21 protein-coding genes are annotated in these 19,175 nt (G+C 71.1%); 8 read left to right on the top strand and 13 right to left on the bottom strand.

Going from position 1 to position 19,175, the window contains the following annotated elements:
• Positions 1-78 precede the first annotated feature (78 nt).
• Positions 79-654, top strand: a complete 576-nt coding sequence (locus OG439_RS25100) for a helix-turn-helix domain-containing protein (protein ID WP_326943306.1) — start codon at positions 79-81, stop codon at positions 652-654.
• 85 nt (positions 655-739) lie between these two features.
• Positions 740-2,020 carry an alpha/beta hydrolase family protein gene (locus OG439_RS25095; RefSeq protein ID WP_326943305.1) on the top strand — a complete coding sequence of 427 codons (1,281 nt, stop codon included), beginning with the start codon at positions 740-742 and terminating at the stop codon, positions 2,018-2,020.
• A 1-nt stretch (position 2,021) separates the two neighbouring features.
• Here the strand turns inward: OG439_RS25095 and OG439_RS25090 are convergent, their stop codons facing one another.
• The 9 genes from OG439_RS25090 to OG439_RS50440 form a co-directional block, all read right to left on the bottom strand.
• Positions 2,022-2,534: a DUF3291 domain-containing protein gene (locus tag OG439_RS25090; RefSeq protein ID WP_326943304.1), complete on the bottom strand. Its 513-nt coding sequence runs from the start codon at positions 2,532-2,534 to the stop codon at positions 2,022-2,024.
• Positions 2,535-2,586: 52 nt separating this feature from the next.
• Positions 2,587-3,219 carry a cyclase gene (locus tag OG439_RS25085; RefSeq protein ID WP_326943303.1) on the bottom strand — a complete coding sequence of 211 codons (633 nt, stop codon included), beginning with the start codon at positions 3,217-3,219 and terminating at the stop codon, positions 2,587-2,589.
• Positions 3,220-3,412: 193 nt separating this feature from the next.
• Entirely contained in the window at positions 3,413-4,156 is a 744-nt protein-coding gene (locus OG439_RS25080; RefSeq protein WP_326943302.1) for a sirohydrochlorin chelatase, read from the bottom strand.
• The gene (locus tag OG439_RS25075) at positions 4,153-5,415 is read right to left on the bottom strand and encodes a sulfate adenylyltransferase subunit 1 (RefSeq protein ID WP_247055122.1); all 1,263 of its coding nucleotides are present in this window, start codon (positions 5,413-5,415) and stop codon (positions 4,153-4,155) included. Before OG439_RS25075 ends, OG439_RS25080 begins: the two co-directional genes overlap by 4 nt.
• On the bottom strand, positions 5,415-6,401 hold the full coding sequence (gene cysD / locus OG439_RS25070; RefSeq protein WP_326943301.1) for a sulfate adenylyltransferase subunit CysD: 987 nt from the start codon (positions 6,399-6,401) through the stop codon (positions 5,415-5,417). The genes OG439_RS25075 and cysD overlap by 1 nt, the downstream gene beginning before the upstream one ends.
• A gap of 12 nt (positions 6,402-6,413) precedes the next feature.
• Entirely contained in the window at positions 6,414-7,109 is a 696-nt protein-coding gene (locus OG439_RS25065) for a phosphoadenylyl-sulfate reductase (RefSeq protein ID WP_326943300.1), read from the bottom strand.
• The gene (locus tag OG439_RS25060; protein WP_247055118.1) at positions 7,106-7,261 is read right to left on the bottom strand and encodes an Insertion element protein; all 156 of its coding nucleotides are present in this window, start codon (positions 7,259-7,261) and stop codon (positions 7,106-7,108) included. The genes OG439_RS25065 and OG439_RS25060 overlap by 4 nt, the downstream gene beginning before the upstream one ends.
• Positions 7,258-8,952: a nitrite/sulfite reductase gene (locus tag OG439_RS25055; RefSeq protein ID WP_326943299.1), complete on the bottom strand. Its 1,695-nt coding sequence runs from the start codon at positions 8,950-8,952 to the stop codon at positions 7,258-7,260. The genes OG439_RS25060 and OG439_RS25055 overlap by 4 nt, the downstream gene beginning before the upstream one ends.
• A 99-nt stretch (positions 8,953-9,051) precedes the next feature.
• Complete coding sequence (locus OG439_RS50440; RefSeq protein WP_371827718.1) at positions 9,052-9,138, bottom strand: putative leader peptide; 87 nt, start codon at positions 9,136-9,138, stop codon at positions 9,052-9,054.
• A gap of 269 nt (positions 9,139-9,407) precedes the next feature.
• Between OG439_RS50440 and hemW the strand changes: the two genes are divergently transcribed.
• Together hemW and OG439_RS25045 are read left to right on the top strand one after the other, a co-directional pair.
• Entirely contained in the window at positions 9,408-10,640 is a 1,233-nt protein-coding gene (gene hemW, locus OG439_RS25050; protein WP_442788304.1) for a radical SAM family heme chaperone HemW, read from the top strand.
• Positions 10,641-10,710: 70 nt separating this feature from the next.
• The gene (locus tag OG439_RS25045) at positions 10,711-11,631 is read left to right on the top strand and encodes an NADP-dependent oxidoreductase (protein ID WP_326943297.1); all 921 of its coding nucleotides are present in this window, start codon (positions 10,711-10,713) and stop codon (positions 11,629-11,631) included.
• Between the two features lie 3 nt (positions 11,632-11,634).
• Here the strand turns inward: OG439_RS25045 and OG439_RS25040 are convergent, their stop codons facing one another.
• Positions 11,635-12,342, bottom strand: coding sequence for a TetR/AcrR family transcriptional regulator (locus OG439_RS25040; protein ID WP_326943296.1), 708 nt, complete (start codon positions 12,340-12,342; stop codon positions 11,635-11,637).
• Positions 12,343-12,457: 115 nt separating this feature from the next.
• On the opposite strand from OG439_RS25040, the gene OG439_RS25035 reads away from it, so the two are divergent.
• The 4 genes from OG439_RS25035 (at position 12,458) to OG439_RS25020 (ending at position 15,322) form a co-directional block, all read left to right on the top strand.
• Complete coding sequence (locus tag OG439_RS25035) at positions 12,458-12,874, top strand: SgcJ/EcaC family oxidoreductase (protein WP_326943295.1); 417 nt, start codon at positions 12,458-12,460, stop codon at positions 12,872-12,874.
• A complete protein-coding gene (locus tag OG439_RS25030) occupies positions 12,871-13,206 on the top strand; it encodes a hypothetical protein (RefSeq protein ID WP_326943294.1) in 336 nt (111 codons plus the stop codon). Before OG439_RS25035 ends, OG439_RS25030 begins: the two co-directional genes overlap by 4 nt.
• A gap of 67 nt (positions 13,207-13,273) precedes the next feature.
• The gene (locus OG439_RS25025; RefSeq protein WP_326943293.1) at positions 13,274-14,086 is read left to right on the top strand and encodes a siderophore-interacting protein; all 813 of its coding nucleotides are present in this window, start codon (positions 13,274-13,276) and stop codon (positions 14,084-14,086) included.
• A gap of 9 nt (positions 14,087-14,095) precedes the next feature.
• The gene (locus OG439_RS25020; protein WP_326943292.1) at positions 14,096-15,322 is read left to right on the top strand and encodes a serine hydrolase domain-containing protein; all 1,227 of its coding nucleotides are present in this window, start codon (positions 14,096-14,098) and stop codon (positions 15,320-15,322) included.
• Here OG439_RS25020 and OG439_RS25015 read toward each other — a convergent pair.
• The 3 genes from OG439_RS25015 to OG439_RS25005 all read right to left on the bottom strand — a co-directional run bounded on the left by OG439_RS25015 (position 15,304) and on the right by OG439_RS25005 (position 19,169).
• On the bottom strand, positions 15,304-16,455 hold the full coding sequence (locus tag OG439_RS25015) for a type I restriction endonuclease (protein ID WP_326943291.1): 1,152 nt from the start codon (positions 16,453-16,455) through the stop codon (positions 15,304-15,306). The two genes, OG439_RS25020 and OG439_RS25015, sit on opposite strands and share 19 nt — an antisense overlap.
• A gap of 118 nt (positions 16,456-16,573) precedes the next feature.
• Positions 16,574-18,028, bottom strand: coding sequence for an alpha/beta hydrolase (locus OG439_RS25010; protein WP_326943290.1), 1,455 nt, complete (start codon positions 18,026-18,028; stop codon positions 16,574-16,576).
• A 142-nt stretch (positions 18,029-18,170) separates the two neighbouring features.
• Positions 18,171-19,169, bottom strand: a complete 999-nt coding sequence (locus tag OG439_RS25005; protein WP_326943289.1) for a TIGR03842 family LLM class F420-dependent oxidoreductase — start codon at positions 19,167-19,169, stop codon at positions 18,171-18,173.
• Positions 19,170-19,175: the final 6 nt, after the last annotated feature.

Below are 19,175 nucleotides of genomic sequence, written 5' to 3'. Positions count from 1 at the left end.
GGCGGTGCGGCCGGTGTGAGCCCGGGCACTTGCACGAAAATACGTGCACGAAAACTCGTGCAGGACTACGGTGGTGGTATGCCCGAACCGCGGACCGCCGATCTCAAGGCGCTGAAGGCCCTCGCGAACCCGCTGCGCCAGCGGATCCTCGAACTGCTGACGGCCGGCGGCCCGGCGACGTCGACGACGCTCGCCCAGCAGCTCGGCGTCACCAGCGGCGGCACGAGCTACAACCTGCGGGTGCTGGCGGACAACGGTTTCGTGGCGGAGATCCCGGAGCGGGCGCACGGCCGGGAACGCTGGTGGCGCGCGGTCGAGCACGACATCCGCCTGCCGCCGCCCGGCGACCAGGAGGACCCGGCGAAGGCCGCGATCGGCGAGCTGCACCGGCTCTGGCTCGCCGGGGACACCGAGCTGTACGAACGCTTCGAGCGGGAACGGCCGGAGCTGGGCGAGTGGGCCGACGCCGTGCCGTACTCGCGCGGCGCGATCCGCGTCAACCTCGAAGAGCTCGCCGACTTCTTCGAGGCCTACCTCGCGCTCTTGCGGCGCTACCAGCGCCCGGACGATGAAACCCCGCCGGACGCGCGCCGGGTCGAGACGCGGCTGCTCGCGTTCCCCGCGCCCGCCGAGAAGGAGGCCGGCCTGGACTGACGAAAGGCCCTGGGTGCCGAGCGGCCACTCGGCACCCAGGAAACGGAAAACCGCTCACGATCTCCCGAACCAAGGAGAACACTTCATGCTGCCCTGGGGCAAATCGCGGCTCGCTGCCGTGGTCCTCCTGCTGGGCGCGGTCACGCCGTCGACGGCGTCCGCCCAGCCACCGAACGACCTCACCTTCACCGGCGCCGGCGGGATCCCGTTGCACGCCACGGTGTTCCGCCCGGCCGGCCCGTCGAAGTCCGCGATCGTCCTGCAGGGCGGTTCGGACTGGCAGGTGCGCGACGACCTGCGTGTGCAGGTCGAGATGTTCACCCGCCTCGGCGTCACCACCCTGGTCTACGACCGCCGCACGACCGGGTACTCGAAGACCAGCCGCGACTACGGCGTGCTCGCCGACGACCTCATCGCGGCCGTCGGCGCGCTGCGCACCCAGCCGGGGGTCGACCCGGCGGACGTCGGCGTCTGGGGCGTCAGCGAAGGCGGCTGGGTCGCGCCGCTAGCCGCCACGCGTTCGCCGGCCGTCTCCTACGTGATCACCGAGGGCTCGGCCGGGATGGGCGGCGGCCGCCAGACGTCCTGGTACTGGGGCAACGTGCTGCGCCACCAAGGGATCTCGGGCTCGCTGCTGCGGACGCTGCCGGTGCAGGGCACCCGCTTCGCCGTCGGCGCCGGGCTGTTCCCCGAGGCGTACTACGACCCGGTGCCGGTGCTCGAACGGCTGAAGCAGCCGATGCTGGCGTTGTGGGGCGACTTCGACGTCAGCCACGCGCCGGTGGAGAGCTCGCGGATCTTCGCCGACGCCCTGCGCGCGAATCCGGACCACACCATCAGGTTCGTCGCCGACGGCGGCCCCGACCTCTACGCGACCACCGACGCCGGGTTCGACCGGCTGCCGCGCGTCGTGCCCGGCTACCCCGCGGCCGTCGGGGCGTGGCTGGCCGACCGGCGCGGCGTGCACGTCGAGACGCCGTCGTTCACCCAGCGCCCGACCGAGGCGCTCGCGCCCCTGGCGTGGTGGGAATCGGTGTGGGCGCAGGGAATCGTGCTGCTGGTGCTGCTCGCCGGGTTCGTGGCCGCGCTGGTCCGGCGCGCTCGCTGGCTGGGTGGGCTCGGGCTGGTGACCGTCGCCGGGTTCCTCGCCCTGCTCGGCTGGGCGCAGGCGTCGGGGATGAAGGACTTCGGGCCGGTGCTGCTCGGCCGGCCGCTGCCGTGGCTGGCCCTGCAGGCCTTGGCTGTCGCGACGGTGGTGGTGTTCGGCTTCACGGTGGCGAAACCGGCCGGCCGCCGGGTGCTCCCGGTGGCCGCCGGTGTCGTCTTCCTGCCGTGGGCCCTCTACTGGGGACTGCTGCTGCCCTGACTCAGGCCGGGCAGAGCCAGTCCGGGTCGCCTTCGCGGGCCTCGACGACGGCCGCGTCCGGGGCGGGGAAGTGCTGCTTCAGCGTGAACGCCTCGGGCGTCGGCCCGTGGACGCGCAGGTGCTTGATCTTCTCTTCGGCGTCGGCGGGTGTCGGCCGGTAACCGGCCGGTACCCACCACAGCGCGGTCATCACGTCCTTCACGCGGTGGAACCACTCGCGGCGGCGCTTGAGGATCGCCAGGTGACCCGGGGAGTACGTGAAGGCGGCCAAGGTCTCCACCGACGTCCAGGAGGACATGTTGATCAGGAGACCGGACGTGCCGCGCACGTCCCATTCGAAGGCGCGGATCGAGATCGCGTTGTCGTCCTCGGTCTGCAGCCGCCAGACGAATCCGGGGGCGGCGTCGGCGAGGGCGTTGACGGGCTCGAGCGCGTCGACGAAGTCCTTGAAGGACGGGTCGTCGATCGGTGCTTTCATCCGGGCGATGTTGACTTCTGCGAGTTCGTACCCCATGAGGCCACCCTACGGATGGTTCGCCGTCCGCAGGGTGGCCTTTCACGCGGTGTCAGCCGATGGTCGTCGTGGTGAAGACCGGGCTGGGGTTGGGGAAGCAGGCGGTGGGCGCGGTGATGTCGCCGATGAAGGTGCCCGCCACCGCCTTGAAGGTCAGGCCGGGGTCGCTGTAGCTGGTGCCGGACAGCTTCGTCTCGATGGTGCCGGACGCGCCCGCGGTCAGGTGCGCGGTGATGGTCGGCAGCTCGAAGGTGGCGCCACCGGCGATCGGGCCGGGGAAGCTCAGGGTCGCGACGCCGCCGGAGACGGCGATCGCCGGTGCGGTGGAACCGAGGCCGGAGCCGCCGGCGAGGTCGGCGCTGACGTAGGTGGAGTTGGCGGGGATCGGGAACTTCAGCGCGAAGGTGTTGATGTTCTTCACGGTGTTCCCGGCGACCTCGCCGGGCACCTCGTTCGGTGCCGGGTCGATGACGACGTCGAAGGCGGCGCCGGGCGCGACGGTGGCGGGCGCGGTGACGTCGGCGTCCTGGTTCAGCGAGACCTGCTGCGGCCCGATGATCGGGGCGTCGGCCTGGCAGTCGAAGGCGATGGTGGTGGTGGCCGCCGAAGCCGGGACGGCGAGGGCCAGCGGGAGGGCTGCGGCCGCGGTCAGAGCGGCCAGCCGGGAAAAGTGAAGCGTTTTCATCTGTATCCACCTACCTGCGGTTTTGGAGGGGAGGAACGAGAGCTGCGCAGCGCTTAGATAGTTACCGGCAAGTTAACTAGCCCGTCAAGGATTTACCGTTCCCGGGCACGGTGGGTAACAGAAATGTGAATAAGACTCGCCTTTTGGCGGTGGTGATCTTCGCGGGTGATCGTTCCGGCGCACTCAGCGTGGTCTAGACGTACGCTCCGGCGCGCAGCAGCTCGGTGACGGCGGTGGCGTACCGGGCGATCACGACGTCCGCGACGCGCGGGTCGTCCGCCAGCGGCGACGCGAGGAACGCGCCCGGGTCCGCTTCGCGGGCCAAGCGCGCGATCCGGTCCGGCAGCAGGCCCGGCGCCAGGAACCACGACGCCACGATCAGGTGCTTCACGCCCCGGTCCCGCAGCCGCGCGGCGGCCGTGGGGATGTCCGGCTGGGTCGCCGAAGCGAACGCCTCGCTCACCGGAAGCCCGAGCCGCTCCTCCCAGCGCGCGGCCACCGCGGCGATGACGGCATTAGCGGAAGCGTTGGACGAGCCGACCGCGCTGAGCAGCACACCCGTGCCACGCCGTCGCGGCGCCGCGGAAAGCCGGTCGAGGGCGACCGCTTCCAGCGCCGGGTCCGCACCGAGCACGTCCGAGACCCGGACGCGGAAGCCGGGGCACTCGGCGGTCACCGACGACACCAGCGCCGGCAGGTCGACTCGCGCGTGGAACGCGCTGCCCAGCAGCAGCGGCACCACGACCGCCGTCCGGTGCCCGGCCGCGTACAGCTCCCGCAGGACGTCCGTGACCCGCGGCTCCGACAGGTCCAAAAAGGACTCGTGCACCGACAGTCCCGGCGCCCGCGCGCGCACGACGTCGACCAGGGCCCGCACGGTCGACGCCGAGCGGGGGTCACGGCTGCCGTGCGCGACGGCGACCAGGGGCGGGGTCACGAGAACCGCTCACCCACCAGCCCGGCGGCCAGGGTGTCGCCGTCCTTCGGGTCGATCACCAGGAACGCGCCGGTGCGCGGGCTGACGCCGTAGTCGTCGACGCTCAGCTCCTCGGCCAGCGTCAGGGTGACCAGGCCGATGTCGTTCAGCTCCAGCGAAGCCGGCCCGGCCACGCTGGCCAGCTTCTGCTCGTCGAACCGCGCGTGCAGCTCGCCGACCAGCGCCTGCACCGTGCGCGCGCCGTGCTTGACCAGCACCCGCGCGCCCGGCTTGAGCGGCTTCGACGACAGCCAGCACAGCGTGCCGGTGATCTCGTCGGTCACCTCCGGCGGCGAGTCCGCGGCCGCGATCAGGTCGCCGCGGGAGATGTCGATGTCGTCGGCCAGCAGCAGCGTCACCGACGTCCCGGAACCGGCTTCTTCGAGCGGGCCGTCGGCGGTGTCGATCCGCTCCACGCGACTGCGGATGCCTTGCGGCAGCACGACGATCTCGTCACCCGGGCGGACCGTGCCCGCGGCGATCTGACCCGCGTACCCGCGGTAGTCCGGGTACTCGGGCGTGCGCGGGCGGATGACGTACTGCACCGGGAACCGCAGCGCCGAGTCGTGCGGGTCGGGCGCGACCGGCACCTCTTCCAGGTGCTCCAGCAGGCTCGGGCCGGAGTACCACGGCGTCCGGTCCGAGCGCGACGCGACGTTGTCGCCCTCCAGCGCCGACACCGGGACCGCGAGCACCGAACCACGCTGGTAGCCCAGGGATTCGGCGTGCGTGGCGAACTCCTCGGCGATCACCGTGAACGTCGCTTCGTCGTAGCCGACGAGGTCGATCTTGTTCACCGCGAGCACCAACTGCGGCACGCCGAGCAGCGCGAGCACGGCCGCGTGCCGCCGCGTCTGCTCGATGACGCCCTTGCGCGCGTCGACCAGCAGCACGGCCAGCTGCGCGGTCGACGCGCCGGTCACCGTGTTGCGCGTGTACTGCACGTGCCCCGGCGTGTCGGCCAGCACGAACGACCGCTTCGGCGTCGCGAAGTAGCGGTAGGCGACGTCGATGGTGATGCCCTGCTCGCGTTCCGAGCGCAGGCCGTCGACGAGCAGGGACAGGTCCGGTGTGGACAGTCCCTTGTCGACGGACGCGCGGGTGACGGCGTCCAGCTGGTCGGCCAGCACGGACTTCGTGTCGTAGAGCAGCCGCCCGACGAGCGTGGACTTCCCGTCGTCGACGCTCCCGGCCGTCGCGAGCCGTAGCAGGCTGGACATCAGAAGTACCCCTCACGCTTGCGGTCTTCCATGGCCGCCTCGGACATCCGGTCGTCGGCGCGGGTGGCGCCGCGCTCGGTGAGCCGCGAGGCGGACACCTCGGCGATGACCTCTTCGACGGTGCTCGCGGTGGACTCGATCGCGCCGGTGCAGGAGCCGTCGCCGACGGTCCGGTAGCGCACGGTCCGCTCACGTACCTCTTCGCCCGGCCGCGGGCCGCCCCACGGGCCTTCGGCGAGCCACATGCCGTCGCGCAGGTACACCTCGCGCTGGTGCGCGTAGTAGATCGACGGCAGCTCGACCTTCTCGCGGGCGATGTAGTTCCAGACGTCCGCCTCGGTCCAGTTGGACAGCGGGAAGACGCGGACCTGCTCGCCCGGGCGGTGCCGGCCGTTGTAGAGGTTCCACAGCTCGGGCCGCTGGCGCCGCGGCTCCCACTGGCCGAAGGAGTTGCGGAGGCTGAAGATCCGCTCCTTGGCCCGGGCGCGCTCCTCGTCGCGGCGGCCGCCGCCGAACACGGCGTCGAACTTGTTCGCCGAGATGGTGTCGAGCAACGGCGTGGTCTGCAGCGGGTTGCGCATCCCGTCGGCGCGTTCCTCCAGGCGCCCGTCGTCGATCCAGTCCTGGACCTTCGCGACGACCAGGCGCAGCCCGTGCTGCTCGACGACGCGGTCGCGGAACTCGATGACCTCGTCGAAGTTGTGCCCGGTGTCGACGTGCAGCAGCGGGAACGGCACCGGCGCCGGCCAGAACGCCTTGATCGCCAGGTGCAGCAGCAGCGTCGAGTCCTTGCCGCCGGAGAAGAGGATCACCGGGCGGTCGAACTCGCCGGCCACCTCCCGGAAGATGTGGATCGCTTCGGATTCGAGCGCGGCCAGGTTGTCCTGTGCCGCATCAACAGCGGTTGGGGGGTCCAGGGGGGCTCGTCCCCCGGCTGGGGTCTGGGGCTTGGCCCCAGAATTCACAGCGGGCTCCAGAGTCGTCATGCGTCCCTTTCCTCAACCGTGCAGTCCGCACTCGGTCTTCGACTGGCCCGCCCAGCGGCCGCTGCGGGCGTCCTGGCCCGGCTCGACCCTGGCCGTGCAGGGCGCGCAGCCGATCGAGAGGTAGCCGATCGAGACCAGCGGGTTCTCGAGGATCCCGTGCTCGGCGATGTAGCCGTTGAACTCGTCGTCGGTCCAGGCGGCGATCGGGTTGATCTTCACCAGGCCGTTGCGGTCGTCCCAGGTGACGATCGGGGTGTTCGCGCGGGTCGGCGCGTCGACCCGGCGGACGCCGGTGATCCACGCCGAGTAGTTGCCCAGGGTCTTGCGCAGCGGCACGACCTTGCGCAGGTTGCAGCACAGCGTCGGGTCGCGGTCGTGCAGCTTCTCGCCGTACTCGGCGTCCTGCTCGGCGACGCTCTGCTCGGCCTGCGCGTTGACGATCTTGACGTTCGGGTAGACGGCCTGCACCGCGTCGCGGGTGCCGATCGTCTCGGCGAAGTGGTACCCGGTCTCCAGGAACAGGACGTCCACATCGGACTTCGCCTTCGTGGCGAGGTCGATCAGCACGGCGTCCTGCATGTTGGACGCGACGATGAAGTCGTCGCCGAACGTGTCGACGGTCCAGCGGATCGCCTCGTCCGCGGTCGCGTCCGCCAGCTCCTTCGAAGCGCGTTCGGCGAGGGTCTTGTAGTCGGCTGTGGCGGTCATCGGGACACCTCCGGGAGGGACAGTCCGAGGAACTTCACCGAGAAGACCCGGCGACAAGCGGAACACAGCCAGCCGCCGTTCTCTTCCGGGCGCAGGTCCTCGTCGCCGCAGTACGGGCAGTAGTACGGCGCTGCGCGTTCGGTGCTCGTCACTGCAAAACGCTCTCTTCGGCCCGCGCCGCCCACTGCGGGAACCGCTCGCCGGGTTCGCGCCCGGCGACGTAGGCGCGCACGACGCGTTCGACGTACCCGGTCAGCTCCGACGCGGTCACCTTGTGCCCGCGCAGCTTCCGGCCGAACCCGGCGTCGAGGCCGAGGCCGCCGCCGAGGTGCACCTGGAAGCCCTCGACCTGGTTGCCGTCGGCGTCGGTGACGATCTGGCCCTTGAGGCCGATGTCCGCGGTCTGGATCCGCGCGCAGGAGTTGGGGCAGCCGTTGAGGTGCACGCTGACCGGGGTGTCCAGCTCGGCCTGGATGTCCGCAAGCGACTTCTCCAGGTCCGTGACCAGCTGCTGCGCGCGGGCCTTCGTCTCGACGATGGCGAGCTTGCAGAACTCCAGCCCGGTGCAGGCCATCACCCCGCGCCGCCACGGCGACGGGTTGCTGTCGAGGCCCAGCTCCACCAGCGCCGCCTGCAGCGCCGGCACCTGCGCCTCGGGGACGTCGAGCACGACGAGCTTCTGCTGCGGGGTGAGCCGGACCCGGTTCGACCCGGCCCGCTCGGCGGCTTCGGCGACGGCGACGAGCGTGTCACCGGAGACGCGCCCGGCGATCGGCGCCGCGCCCACGTAGAACTTGCCGTCGACCTGCGGGTGCACCCCGACGTGGTCGATCGGGGCCGCGGGGGTCTCCGGCGCCGGGCCGTCGATCAGCTCGCGCTTGAGGTACTCGTCCTGCAGCACCTGGCGGAACTTCCCGGCACCCCAGTCCTTGACCAGGAACTTGATCCGGGCGCGGGCGCGCAGCCGCCGGTAGCCGTAGTCGCGGAAGAGCGAGATGACGCCTTCCCAGACGTCCGGGATCTCGTCGCGCGGCACCCAGGCGCCGAGGCGCTGCCCGATCATCGGGTTCGTGGACAGGCCGCCGCCGACCCAGAGGTCGAAACCGGGACCGTGCTCGGGGTGGTTCACGCCGACGAACGCGATGTCGTGGATCTCGTGCGCGACGTCGGACTGGCCGGAGATGGCGGTCTTGAACTTGCGCGGCAGGTTCGAGTAGGCCGGGTCGCCGATGTAGCGGCGCTTGATCTCCTCGATCGCCGGCGTGCCGTCGATGACCTCGTCCGCCGCGATGCCCGCGACGGGGGAGCCGAGGATGACGCGCGGGCTGTCGCCGCAGGCCTCCATCGTGGTCATGCCGGACTTCTCGAGCTTGTCCCAGATCGTCGGCACGTCTTCGATCTGGATCCAGTGGTACTGGATGTTCTGCCGGTCGGTGATGTCGGCGGTGCCGCGCGCGTGGGTCTGGGAGATCTCGCCGAGCACGGCGAGCTGCTCGGTGGTCAGCGCGCCGCCGTCGAGCCGGACGCGCAGCATGAAGTAGCGGTCGTCCAGCTCCTCCGGCTCCAGCGTCGCGGTGCGGCCGCCGTCGATGCCGGGCTTGCGCTGGGTGTAGAGGCCGAACCAGCGGAACCGGCCGCGCAGGTCGCCGGGGTCGATGGCGTCGAACCCGCGGTGGGCGTAGATGTTCTCGATCCGCGCGCGCACGTTGAGCGGGTTGTCGTCCTTCTTGGACCGCTCGTTCGGGTTCAGCGGCTCCCGGTAACCGAGCGCCCACTGCCCTTCGCCGCGCTTCTGCTTGACGCGCGCGGGGCGGGCGGGGGTATCACGCGTTGGCGAGGCCATGGGGGCGTCCTCCGAGAGGCTTTCGTGGCACCGGGGGACGCGAAAACACCTTCCCCCCGGCGCCGCTGTCCAGATTTCGTGGCAGTGGTGGCGACGCAGTCAGCGAACGGGCACGCAGAGGGCACTGGCGACCCGCAGGAGGTCGACGTGGCGGCGTGCCACGAGGAGAACACCGGCAGAAGTCACCCGCTCAGCGTGCCACGCGTCCACAATGTGGTCCAGGCCTGTCCGGATGGTGGGAGAAGGGTCACTAACCAGCGAGAATGCGCCGCCCGGCGGACCCGCGACCTGCGCCTCGGCCGCGCCGGGCCCGCCGCGGCCGGTGTCAACCGCTCGACGGCCGGGCCGGTGGGGGCCGGACAGCGCAGTGGCTCTCGTCCGGCTCGGCGCGGGCGGCGGCGCGGTGAGCGGTGTTAACCCGAACGGGCCCTCGGCTGGGGTCCGGCCGAGGCGGGGTGGACAATCGGAGGGTGCCTGACCTGCGTCCCGACCCCGCCACACCGATCGACCCGGCCTTGCCGGAAAGCGCGCTGAAGGGTCTCGGCAGCAGAGCGTTCGGCGTCTACGTGCACGTCCCGTTCTGCGCGACCCGCTGCGGCTACTGCGACTTCAACACCTACACCGCGGGCGAGCTGGACTCCGGCTCGTCACCGCAGTCGTGGCTGGAAGGGCTGCGCCGGGAGCTGGAGCTGGCCGCGAAGGTGCTGGTCGTGCCGCCCGCCGCGGAGACGGTCTTCGTCGGGGGCGGCACGCCTTCGCTGCTCGGCGCCGACGGGCTGCGGTCGGTGCTCGACGCCGTCCGCGACGTCTTCGGCCTCGCGCCCGGCGCCGAGGTCACCACCGAGTCGAACCCGGAGTCGACGTCGCCGGAGTTCTTCGCCGGGATCCGCGAGGCCGGGTACACGCGGGTGTCGCTGGGCATGCAGTCCGCGGCCCGGCACGTGCTCAAGATCCTCGACCGCGTGCACACGCCCGGCCGGCCGGGGAAGGCCGCCGCGGAAGCGCGCGCGGCCGGGTTCGAGCACGTGAACCTGGACGTGATCTACGGCACGCCCGGCGAGCGCCGCGAAGACCTGCAGGCGACGCTGGAGGCCGTGCTGGCCGCCGGGGTCGACCACGTCTCGGCGTACGCGCTGATCGTCGAGGAGGGCACGGCGCTGGCCCGCCGCGTCCGCCGCGGCGAGCTGCCCGCGCCGGACGACGACGTGCTGGCCGCGGACTACGAGATGATCGACGCGACGCTGTCGGCGGCCGGCCTGAGCTGGTACGAGGTGTCGAACTGGGCGGCCACCGACGCCGCCCGCTGCCGGCACAACCTCGCCTACTGGCGCGGTGACGACTGGTGGGGCGCCGGGCCGGGCGCGCACAGCCACGTCGGCGGGGTGCGCTGGTGGAACGTCAAGCACCCGGCGCGCTACACGTCGCTGCTCGCCGCCGGCGACTCGCCCGCGGGCGGGCGCGAGGTGCTCACCGACGACGACCAGCACCTCGAACGGATCATGCTCGAGCTGCGCGTCGCCGAAGGACTGCCGCTGGACGTGCTGGACGAGCCGGGCCTGGCGGAGGCCCGCGCGGCGGCGGCCGAAGGGCTGCTCGATCCGTCCGCATTGGACTCCCGCGGCCGCGCGGTGCTGACCGACCGCGGCCGCCTGCTGGCCGACGGTGTCGTCCGCCGGCTTGCGGGATGAGGCCGTCCCGGGCATAAATCTCCGGCGCACGTCGTTACTTGCATCAAGCAACGACGTTCGAGGAGGGCCCATGGCGCGCGCGATCAGGTTCGGCGAGTACGGCGAAGCGGACGTCCTGCGGGTGGAAGACGTCCCGCGTCCGGTGCCCGGACCGGGCCAGGTGCTCGTCGAGGTCCGCGCCGCCGGGATCAACCCCGGGGAGAGCTCGATCAGACGCGGTCTGCTGCACGACCGCTGGCCGGCGACCTTCCCTTCGGGCCAGGGCAGCGACTTCGCGGGCGTCGTCGCCGAACTCGGCGAAGGCGTCGAGGAGATCGAGGTCGGCGACGAGGTCATCGGCTTCGTCGAGACCCGGTCCAGCCAGGCGGAGTTCGTCGTGGCGCCGGCGGAGAACCTGACGCCGCGCCCCGACGGCGTGTCCTGGGAAGCGGCCGGTTCGCTGTTCGTCGCCGGTGCCACCGCGTACGCCGCGGTGCGCGCGGTGTACCCCCGCGAAGGCGAGACGGTCGTCGTCTCGGGGGCCGCGGGCGGGGTCGGCTCGCTGGCCGTCCAGCTCGCGAAGCTGTCCGGAGCCACGGTGATCGGCCTCGCGAGCGAAGCGAACCACGCGTGGCTGCGCAAGCTCGACGTCGTCCCGGTCGCGTACGGCGAGGGCGTCGAAGACCGGATCAAGGCCGCGGCGCCGAACGGCGTCCAGGCGTTCGTCGACACCTACGGCTCCGGCTACGTCGACCTCGCGCTGCGCCTCGGCGTCTACGCGGGCCGGATCGACACGATCATCGACTTCGCCGCGGCCGAGAAGTACAACGTGAAGGCCGAGGGCAGCGCCGCCGCGTCGTCGGCGGACGTCCTGCGCGAGCTGGCGACGCTGATCGCCAAGGGCCTGCTGGAGGTGCCGATCGCGAGCGTGTACCCGCTCGACGAGGTGCAGCACGCCTACCTCGAGCTGGAGCAGCGCCACACGCGCGGCAAGATCGTCCTGGTCCCCTGACGCTCACGTGTTCCTGGCCGCGACCACCTTCACCCCGGCCAGGAACACGTCGAGCGCGAACTCCAGCCGCTCGGCCGCGGTCTCCTCGGTGAAGAACTCGCCCATGAGCAGCATGTTCGGGAACGCCTCGGCGGGCAGCGACCGCATGTAGGCCAGCATCTGCTTCCCTCGCTCGGAGACGTCGTCGGCGTCGATCTCACCCCACGTCCAGCCGCTCGCTTCGTAGGCGTACGCCTTGGCGTAGAGCGAAAGCGCGTCGCCCGCGAAGCTCGCCTGCTTGAGGTCGAGCCCGCCCGCGCGCAGCAGCGCGAGCATCGCCTCGCCCTGGTGCAGTGAGCTGGGGTTGACCGGCACCGCGATGTTCCACGCCACCCGGGCGATGCCCGGGTGCGCGACCATCGCCCGGATCTGCGCCCCGACCAGCTCCTTCACCTGCTCGTCCCAGCGGGCCGGGTCGGGCTCCGGCAGCGGCAGGTCGCCCAGGACGGCGTCGAGCATCAGCTCCGCCAGCTCGTCCTTGTTCGACACGTGCGCGTAGAGCGACGCGGGTCCCGTCTCCAGCTCCTGCGCGACCCGGCGCATCGTCACCGCGTCGAAACCCTCCTTCGCCAGGATCTCCAGCGCCGTCTTGACGACGAGCTCCTGCGAGAGCGCGGGTTTCGCGGCGCGGCGGCGCGGGGCGCGGCGCCACGGCGGCGGGGGAACGGTCAACGAGCACCTCCAGGGTTCTGCTGGCGAACGTAACGAACACTGTACTTGACGCGAACGACGTTCGTATGTAGAACGGTGTTCGTAACACGAACAGCGTTCGCGAAGGGGATCTCTCATGACCACGACCACCGCCGAAGCCGACGTCCGCGCCGTGCTCGACCGGCTCACGCAGGCCTGGAACGACGGCGACGCCACCGCGTACGGCCGGCTCTTCACCGAAGACGCGGACTACATCACCTTCTTCGGGCTGAACATGCCCGGCCGGGCCGCGATCGAAAGCGGGCACCGCGCGCTCTTCGAAGGGCCGTTGAAGGGCTCGAAGCTGACCGGGAACCTCGGCGCCGAGACCAAGGTGCGGTTCGTCCGGCCGGACGTCGCCATCGCCGTGGTGGGCGGCGGCTCCTCGCTCGCCGGCGGCGAGACCGCCGACGCCGGCCGCGAATCCACCGTCGGTTTCGCGCTGGTCCGGGAGGATGGCGAATGGCTGATCACGGCGTTCCAGAACACCCGCGTCTCGGATCCGCGCGGGTGAAAACGCTTGCGGAGGCGGCCGGGGTGGTGCCGCGGCCGCCGGACGAGGTGTTCGAGCGGCTGCGCGGGTGGCTGACCGCGGGCGGTCACCCGATGCGCATGGACGTCGACGCGGACCGCGGTTTCGTCGCCGTGCAGGGGGGCTGGTGGTACCGCGGCGAGTACCGCGTGACCGCCGATCCGGCCGGCAGCCGGGTCGAGCACCGGGTGGTCAACGCGGCCGAGTGGGGCCGGTGGGGCGTGCCGCTGGCCAACCGGTTCTTCCTGGGGTACCGCGAAAAGGTGGCTGCCGGATTCGCCGGGTTGCTGCGGGAGCTGGGCGGACCGGAGTAGCCGGGGGCGCGATCCGGCGCGTAGGGTGACTTAGGTAAGCCTTAGTACCTGAGCGAGGAGTTGGCCGATGGCCGAAGCACCCCGGCGGTCCGGACGGCCCGCGGTGAAGCTGCGCGTGCTGCGCACCGAGCGGCTCACCCCGCACATGATCCGGATCGTCGCGGGCGGGGACGGCATCGCCGATTTCGCGCCCAACGCCTTCACGGACGCCTACGTGAAGGTCCTGTTCAAGGTGCCCGGCGTCGTGTACCCGGAGCCGTTCGACGTCCAGGAGATCCGGGCCACGCTCCCGCGCGAGCAGTGGCCGCGGATGCGGTCCTACACGGTCCGGGCGTTCGACCCGCAGGCCGGCGAGCTGGTCTTCGACTTCGTGCACCACGGTGACGAAGGCATCGCCGGCCCGTGGGCGGCCTCGGCGCAGCCCGGTGACGAGCTGCTGCTGTCCGGCCCGGGTGGCGCGTACGCGCCGGGCGCCGACGCCGGCTGGCACCTGCTGGCCGGCGACGAGAGCGCGCTGCCGGCCATCGCGGCGTCGCTCGAGGCGCTCCCGGCCGGCGTCCCGGCGCACGCCGTCATCCTGGTCGAGGACGCGAGTGAAGAGCAGGCGCTGGTCACGAAGGCGGACGCGCAGATCACCTGGCTGCACCGCGCGTCGGGTGGTGACGTCACCGCGGCCGTGAAGGCGCTGCCGTGGCGTGAGGGCGTCGTGCAGGCGTTCGTGCACGGTGAGGCGGGCTTCGTCCGCGACCTGCGCCGGTACCTGCTCGACGAGCGGGGCGTGCGGCGCGAGCTGCTGTCGATCTCCGGCTACTGGCGCGTCGGCAAGGACGACGAAGCCTGGCGTGAAGAGAAAGCGGCCGAGCGCGCGCGGGAGAAGTAACCTCGCTGCATGGGTGAGCTGAAGGTAGACGTCGACCCGGCCGAGGCCGGGTTCGACGCGGTGCGGCTGAAGCGGATCGACGACCACTTCGCCCGGTATGTCGACAATGGACGGTTGCCCGGCTGGCTCGCGGTGGTGAGCAGGCACGGCAAGGTCGTGCACGTCGGCCGCGGCGGCCATCGCGACGTCGAGGCCGGGCTGCCGGTCGAGCCGGACACGCTCTGGCGGATCTTCTCGATGACCAAGCCGATCACGTCGGTCGCCGCGATGATCCTCGCCGAAGAGGGTCTCCTGGAGCTGGACGACCCGATCTCGCAGTGGCTGCCGGAGTTCGCGTCGCCGCGGGTGTTCGTCAAGGGATCGGCGCTGAAGCCGCTGACCGAGCCCGCCACGGCCCCGATCCGGGTGTGGCACCTGCTGACGCACACGGCGGGCCTGACGTACGGCTTCCACCACGGCCACCCGGTGGACGCGATCTACCGCGCGGCCGGCTTCGAGTGGGGCACCCCGCCGGGTCTGGACCTGGCCGCGTGTTCCGAGCAGTGGGCGAAGCTGCCGCTGCTGTTCCAGCCGGGCGCGGAGTGGAACTACTCGATCGCGACGGACGTCCTCGGCCGCGTCGTCGAGGTGGTGTCCGGCCAGTCGCTGGACGAGTTCTTCGCCTCCCGCATCTTCGGCCCGCTGGGCATGACGGACACGGGTTTCTTCACCACCGGCACCGACCGCCTGGCGGCGATGTACCTGCCGGACCCTTCTGGCGGGATCTTGCGGAACGACGCGTTCGGGGCACTGGGCACGTCCCGCCCCTCGTGCCTCTCGGGCGGCGGCGGCCTGGTGTCGTCGGCGCCGGACTACTGGCGTTTCTCCGAAATGCTGCTGCGTGGCGGAGTTCTCGACGACGTCCGGTTGCTGTCCCCGCGGACGGTGTCGCTGATGTCGAGCAACCACCTGCCGGGCCACGTGGACCTGGAGGCGTACGGTCGCCCGTTGTTCGCGGAAATGCCGTTCGACGGGCACGGTTTCGGCCTCGGGTTCTCGGTGCTGGAGGACCCGGTGAAGGCCCGGACGATCTCGTCGGCCGGCGAGTTCGCCTGGGGCGGCGCGGCTTCCACCGCGTTCTGGGTGGACCCGGCCGCGGACATCACGGTGGGCTTCTACACGCAGCTGCTGCCGTCGAGCACGTACCGGCTACGGCCGCAGCTGCGGCAGCTGGTCTATCAAGCACTCGTGGACTGAGGTTCCTCGACGACGTCGGCGGCGATCGGGGGCGCGGCCAGGTACCGCGCCACCGTTCGTCGCAGGTGGTCGGCGTGGGTGTAAATCTCCTCCACGCTCGTGATCGGGATCCGGGTCTCGGCCTTGTTCTCGTCGAAGACGCCGAGGTACTTCTTCGAGCGGTTGAACCACAGCCGCGCGATGGGCTTGCGGTTGTTGTCGTCCAGCAGCACGCCGAAGTAGGTCTTGGTGTCGCGGGCGGCGATCCTCGCGGCCGGCACCTCGCCGCAGACGATGGCGCGGACCACCCGGTAGCCCTCCAGCTCTTCTTCGGTGGTGACGAGGTCGTCCTCCCGGTCGGGGCTCTCGGCGACCGCGGGTTCGGGTTGCGGGGTGGTGTCGGTGCCGGCTCCGGTGGAGACGCTGACGTAGGCGTCGGGCCCGCCGAGGGCGTTCTTCAGGCGGTCGTTGACCTGCTCGTTCAGGAACTGGCGGGTCGCCTTGCTCACCAGCGGGCCGAACTGCTCGCGCACGCGCTGGGTGAACGCTCCTTCGTAGACCCGCGTCGTCAGGAACTTCACCCACTCGTCCTCCGGCTCCTTGAACTGCGCCGCGAGGATGCGCTTGAGCTGCCCGATGTACTTCAGCTCGCCGGCCGCGCTGATGACCGAGTCGAGGTCGAAGTCCTCCTTCGTGAGCTTCGCCAGTTCGGGCAGGAGAGTCTCGTCGATGTCCGAGAAGTCCATCACCAGGAACGGCTTGGCGTCCATCCGGTTCGGCGCGTCGAGGTCGGTGTAGAACTGGTAGACCTGCCCGTTGGTCAGCACGGCGATCCGCGCGTTCGTGACGGCGAAGTAGCGGAAGAGCTGCGACGCGTGCTCGATCTTGAGCGGGTCGTTGATCTTCTTCGCCTCGACGAGGACCTGCACCTGCCCGTTGTGCACGATCGCGTAGTCGATCTTCTCGCCCCGCTTGGTGCTCACGTCGGCGGTGAATTCGGGGATCACCTCGGCCGGGTTGAACACGTCGTAGCCGAGCACGGTGCTGATGAACGGCATCACGAAGGCGTTCTTGGTCGCCTCTTCGGTCTCGATGCCGTCCTTGTGCTTGCGGATCTTCAGGGCGAGTGCTTGCGCGCGCTCCGCGATGTCCATGCCGGTGCCGATCTCTGCGGGAACTGATCAAGCGCCAGAGTCGCCGCGGCCATCCGGTCTGTTACAGGTCGTGAGTGAGAAACAGTGTTCTAACACTGTTTCTCACTCACGACCGGCGTCAGCCGAACGGGCCCTTGTCCGGGGCGCAGACCGCGCCTCGCGCCGGGACTGTGCCCGTCAGGAAGTAGGTGTCCAGCGACTTGTCGACACACGCGCTCTTGCCGCGGGAGCCGTGGCCGTACGTGTCGAGGGTCAGCAGGCGCGCGTTGGCCAGCAGCTTCTCCGTGCGCTGGGCGCCGTCGTACGGGGTTTCCAGGTCGCCCTGCTTGTTGGCCAGCAGGAGGATCGGGGCCGTCGGGCGGTTCCACGGGCCCGTGTAGCGGCCCGGGTCCGCGACGTCCCAGCTCGCGCACGGCAGGGTCTTGTAGACGTCGTACGGGCCGAAGCCGCGGCCGACTCGGTCGGCCGCGCGGGCGTATCCCGCCCAGACCGCCGGGTCACGCGGGTTCGCCGCGTCCGAACACAGGGTCGCGCCGCCGCCCAGCATCGAATCGACGTCCGGGGGGCCGCCGGCGGACGCCGGGGCGAGCGACGATGGGTCTGTCAGCGCGGTGAGGAACGCCGCCAGCTGCGAGGCCGCCTGGGCGTCCGTCAGGTAGTTGTGGATCTGGGCGATCGCGCTCTGGTACGTGACGGCGACCTGGCGACCGTTGGTGTCCGTCACCGTGATCGGGCCCGTCGCCAAGCGGTCGAGGATGGCGGGGTAGTCGAAGGTGCAGCGCGCGGCGCAGGCGTCCAAAAAGGACTGGAGCGCCCGCGGTCCGTCGACGTAGCCCGCCAGGCGGTAGCTCATCGGGCCCGTGCCGGTCGCCCAGCGCGAGGGGTCGTCGACGGCGTCCAGGGCCAGCGTGCCGACACGGCCGGGGAACAGGTTCGCGTACGTCTCGCCGATGTACGTGCCGTACGACTTCCCGTAGTAGCGCAGCTTCGGCTCGCCGAACGCGGCGCGCAGCCGGTCCAGGTCGCGGGCGATCGTGCCGGTGGACAGGTGGTTCGCCAGCGGTCCGGCGTTCTGCTCGCACAGGTCGGTCACGGTCCGGGTGTCCGCGATCTGCTGCTGCTCGGCGGCCGGCGTCAGCGGGAACGTCCCGAGGGCGCGTTGCAGCACCTGGATCTGCGACGGGTCCGTGAAGCAGTGGATCTTCGCACTCGCCCCGACGCCGCGCGGGTCGATCCCGACGATGTCGTAGCGGGTGTGCAGGAAGGGCGTCAACGCCGGGGCGAAGCGGCCGGACGAGCCCGGGCCGCCGGGGTTGTAGAAGATCGTGCCCAGCTTGTGGGCCTGGTCGGTGGCGGGCAGGCGGCCGATCGCCACCGACACCGTCCCGGCCGAAGGGTCCTGATAGGACAGTGGGACGTCGAGGCGGCCGCAGTCGTACCCGCCCGGCGAGCCGGTGGGGCAGGTTTCCCAGACGATTCCGGCGGGGCTCGCCTCTGCCGCGGGCGCGAGTGCGCCCACCGCGAGCGTGGCGGCCCCCAGAGCCAGCGCAGCACGGAGTTTCGGAGATTTCATGGGCCCGATCGTCCCGCCGCCGGGACCGGGGGCGCGCTGGTGCGCACCCCCGGAACCGGGGTGGGGCAAGCCCTACGAACGCCGAAAGCCGTGAAGGCCTCCTTCGCGGCCATAAGAGCCGGTAAGGAGGCCTTCACGGCTTTCAGGCGGTCAGCTTCGGGATGATCTGCGACCCATAGGACGCCAGGGTCGCCTCGCGGTCGTCGTGCATCAGGTACAGCGAGAACTGGTCCACGCCCAGCTCGGCCAGCTCCTGCAGGCGGGAGACGTGCGCCGAAGGCGGGCCCAGCAGGCAGAAGCGGTCGACGATCTCGTCCGGGACGAACTCCGTCGACGGGTTGCCCGCCTTGCCGTGGTGGCTGTAGTCGTACCCCTCCCGCTCGCGGATGTAGTCGGTCAGCTCCTTCGGCACCGCACCCGACGAGCCGTAGCGCGCGACGAGATCGGCGACGTGGTTGCCGACCATCCCGCCGAACCAGCGCAGCTGCTCGCGCTGGTGCGCCAGGTCGTCGCCGACGTACGCCGGGGCCGCGACGCAGATCGTGATGCCGCCCGGGTCGCGCCCGGCCGCGCGCGCCGCGTCCCGCACCGCGCCGATCGTCCAGCGCGCGATCGCCGGGTCCGCGCATTGCAGGATGAAGCCGTCGGCGTGCTCGCCGACCGTCTTCAGCGCCTTCGGCCCGTACCCGGCCATCCACATTTCCAGCCGGCCGTTGCGGATCCACGGGATCTGCACGGTCGTGTCGTTCATCTCGACCGCCCGCCCTTCGGCGAGCTCCTTGACCACGTGCATGCAGTCGCGCACGGTGGCCAAAGTGGACGGTGGCTTCCCGACGACCCGGTGCGCGGAGTCGCCGCGGCCGATGCCGCAGACCGTCCGGTTGCCGTACATGTCGTTGAGCGTGGCGAACGTCGACGCCATCACCGACCAGTCGCGGGTGCCCGGGCTGGTCACCATCGGCCCGACCACCAGCGACGACGTCGCGGCCAGGATCGCCGAGTAGATGACGAACGGCTCCTGCCACAGCACGCAGGAGTCGAACGTCCAGCCGTAGCGGAACCCGGCGTCCTCGGCGTCCTTCATCAGCCGCACGACGTCCCGCGCGGGCGGGTCCGTCTGCAGCACGATCCCGAAGTCCATGGACCG

It is taken from the genome of Amycolatopsis sp. NBC_01307 (genome assembly GCF_035975215.1).
In the GTDB taxonomy this organism is placed as follows: Bacteria; Actinomycetota; Actinomycetes; order Mycobacteriales; family Pseudonocardiaceae; genus Amycolatopsis.
This window is presented reverse-complemented; position numbering and strand designations above follow the sequence as displayed.

Excerpts from the sequence above, each read along its gene's own strand:
- OG439_RS25100 (WP_326943306.1), top strand. The coding sequence starts at position 79 with ATGCCCGAACCGCGGACCGCCGATCTCAAGGCGCTGAAGGCCCTCGCG.
- OG439_RS25095 (WP_326943305.1), top strand. The coding sequence starts at position 740 with ATGCTGCCCTGGGGCAAATCGCGGCTCGCTGCCGTGGTCCTCCTGCTG.
- OG439_RS25090 (WP_326943304.1), bottom strand. The coding sequence starts at position 2,534 with ATGGGGTACGAACTCGCAGAAGTCAACATCGCCCGGATGAAAGCACCG.
- OG439_RS25085 (WP_326943303.1), bottom strand. The coding sequence starts at position 3,219 with ATGAAAACGCTTCACTTTTCCCGGCTGGCCGCTCTGACCGCGGCCGCA.
- OG439_RS25075 (WP_247055122.1), bottom strand. The coding sequence starts at position 5,415 with ATGTCCAGCCTGCTACGGCTCGCGACGGCCGGGAGCGTCGACGACGGG.
- cysD (WP_326943301.1), bottom strand. The coding sequence starts at position 6,401 with ATGACGACTCTGGAGCCCGCTGTGAATTCTGGGGCCAAGCCCCAGACC.
- OG439_RS25065 (WP_326943300.1), bottom strand. The coding sequence starts at position 7,109 with ATGACCGCCACAGCCGACTACAAGACCCTCGCCGAACGCGCTTCGAAG.
- OG439_RS25055 (WP_326943299.1), bottom strand. The coding sequence starts at position 8,952 with ATGGCCTCGCCAACGCGTGATACCCCCGCCCGCCCCGCGCGCGTCAAG.
- OG439_RS25045 (WP_326943297.1), top strand. The coding sequence starts at position 10,711 with ATGGCGCGCGCGATCAGGTTCGGCGAGTACGGCGAAGCGGACGTCCTG.
- OG439_RS25035 (WP_326943295.1), top strand. The coding sequence starts at position 12,458 with ATGACCACGACCACCGCCGAAGCCGACGTCCGCGCCGTGCTCGACCGG.
- OG439_RS25025 (WP_326943293.1), top strand. The coding sequence starts at position 13,274 with ATGGCCGAAGCACCCCGGCGGTCCGGACGGCCCGCGGTGAAGCTGCGC.
- OG439_RS25020 (WP_326943292.1), top strand. The coding sequence starts at position 14,096 with ATGGGTGAGCTGAAGGTAGACGTCGACCCGGCCGAGGCCGGGTTCGAC.
- OG439_RS25015 (WP_326943291.1), bottom strand. The coding sequence starts at position 16,455 with ATGGACATCGCGGAGCGCGCGCAAGCACTCGCCCTGAAGATCCGCAAG.
- OG439_RS25010 (WP_326943290.1), bottom strand. The coding sequence starts at position 18,028 with ATGAAATCTCCGAAACTCCGTGCTGCGCTGGCTCTGGGGGCCGCCACG.
- OG439_RS25005 (WP_326943289.1), bottom strand. The coding sequence starts at position 19,169 with ATGGACTTCGGGATCGTGCTGCAGACGGACCCGCCCGCGCGGGACGTC.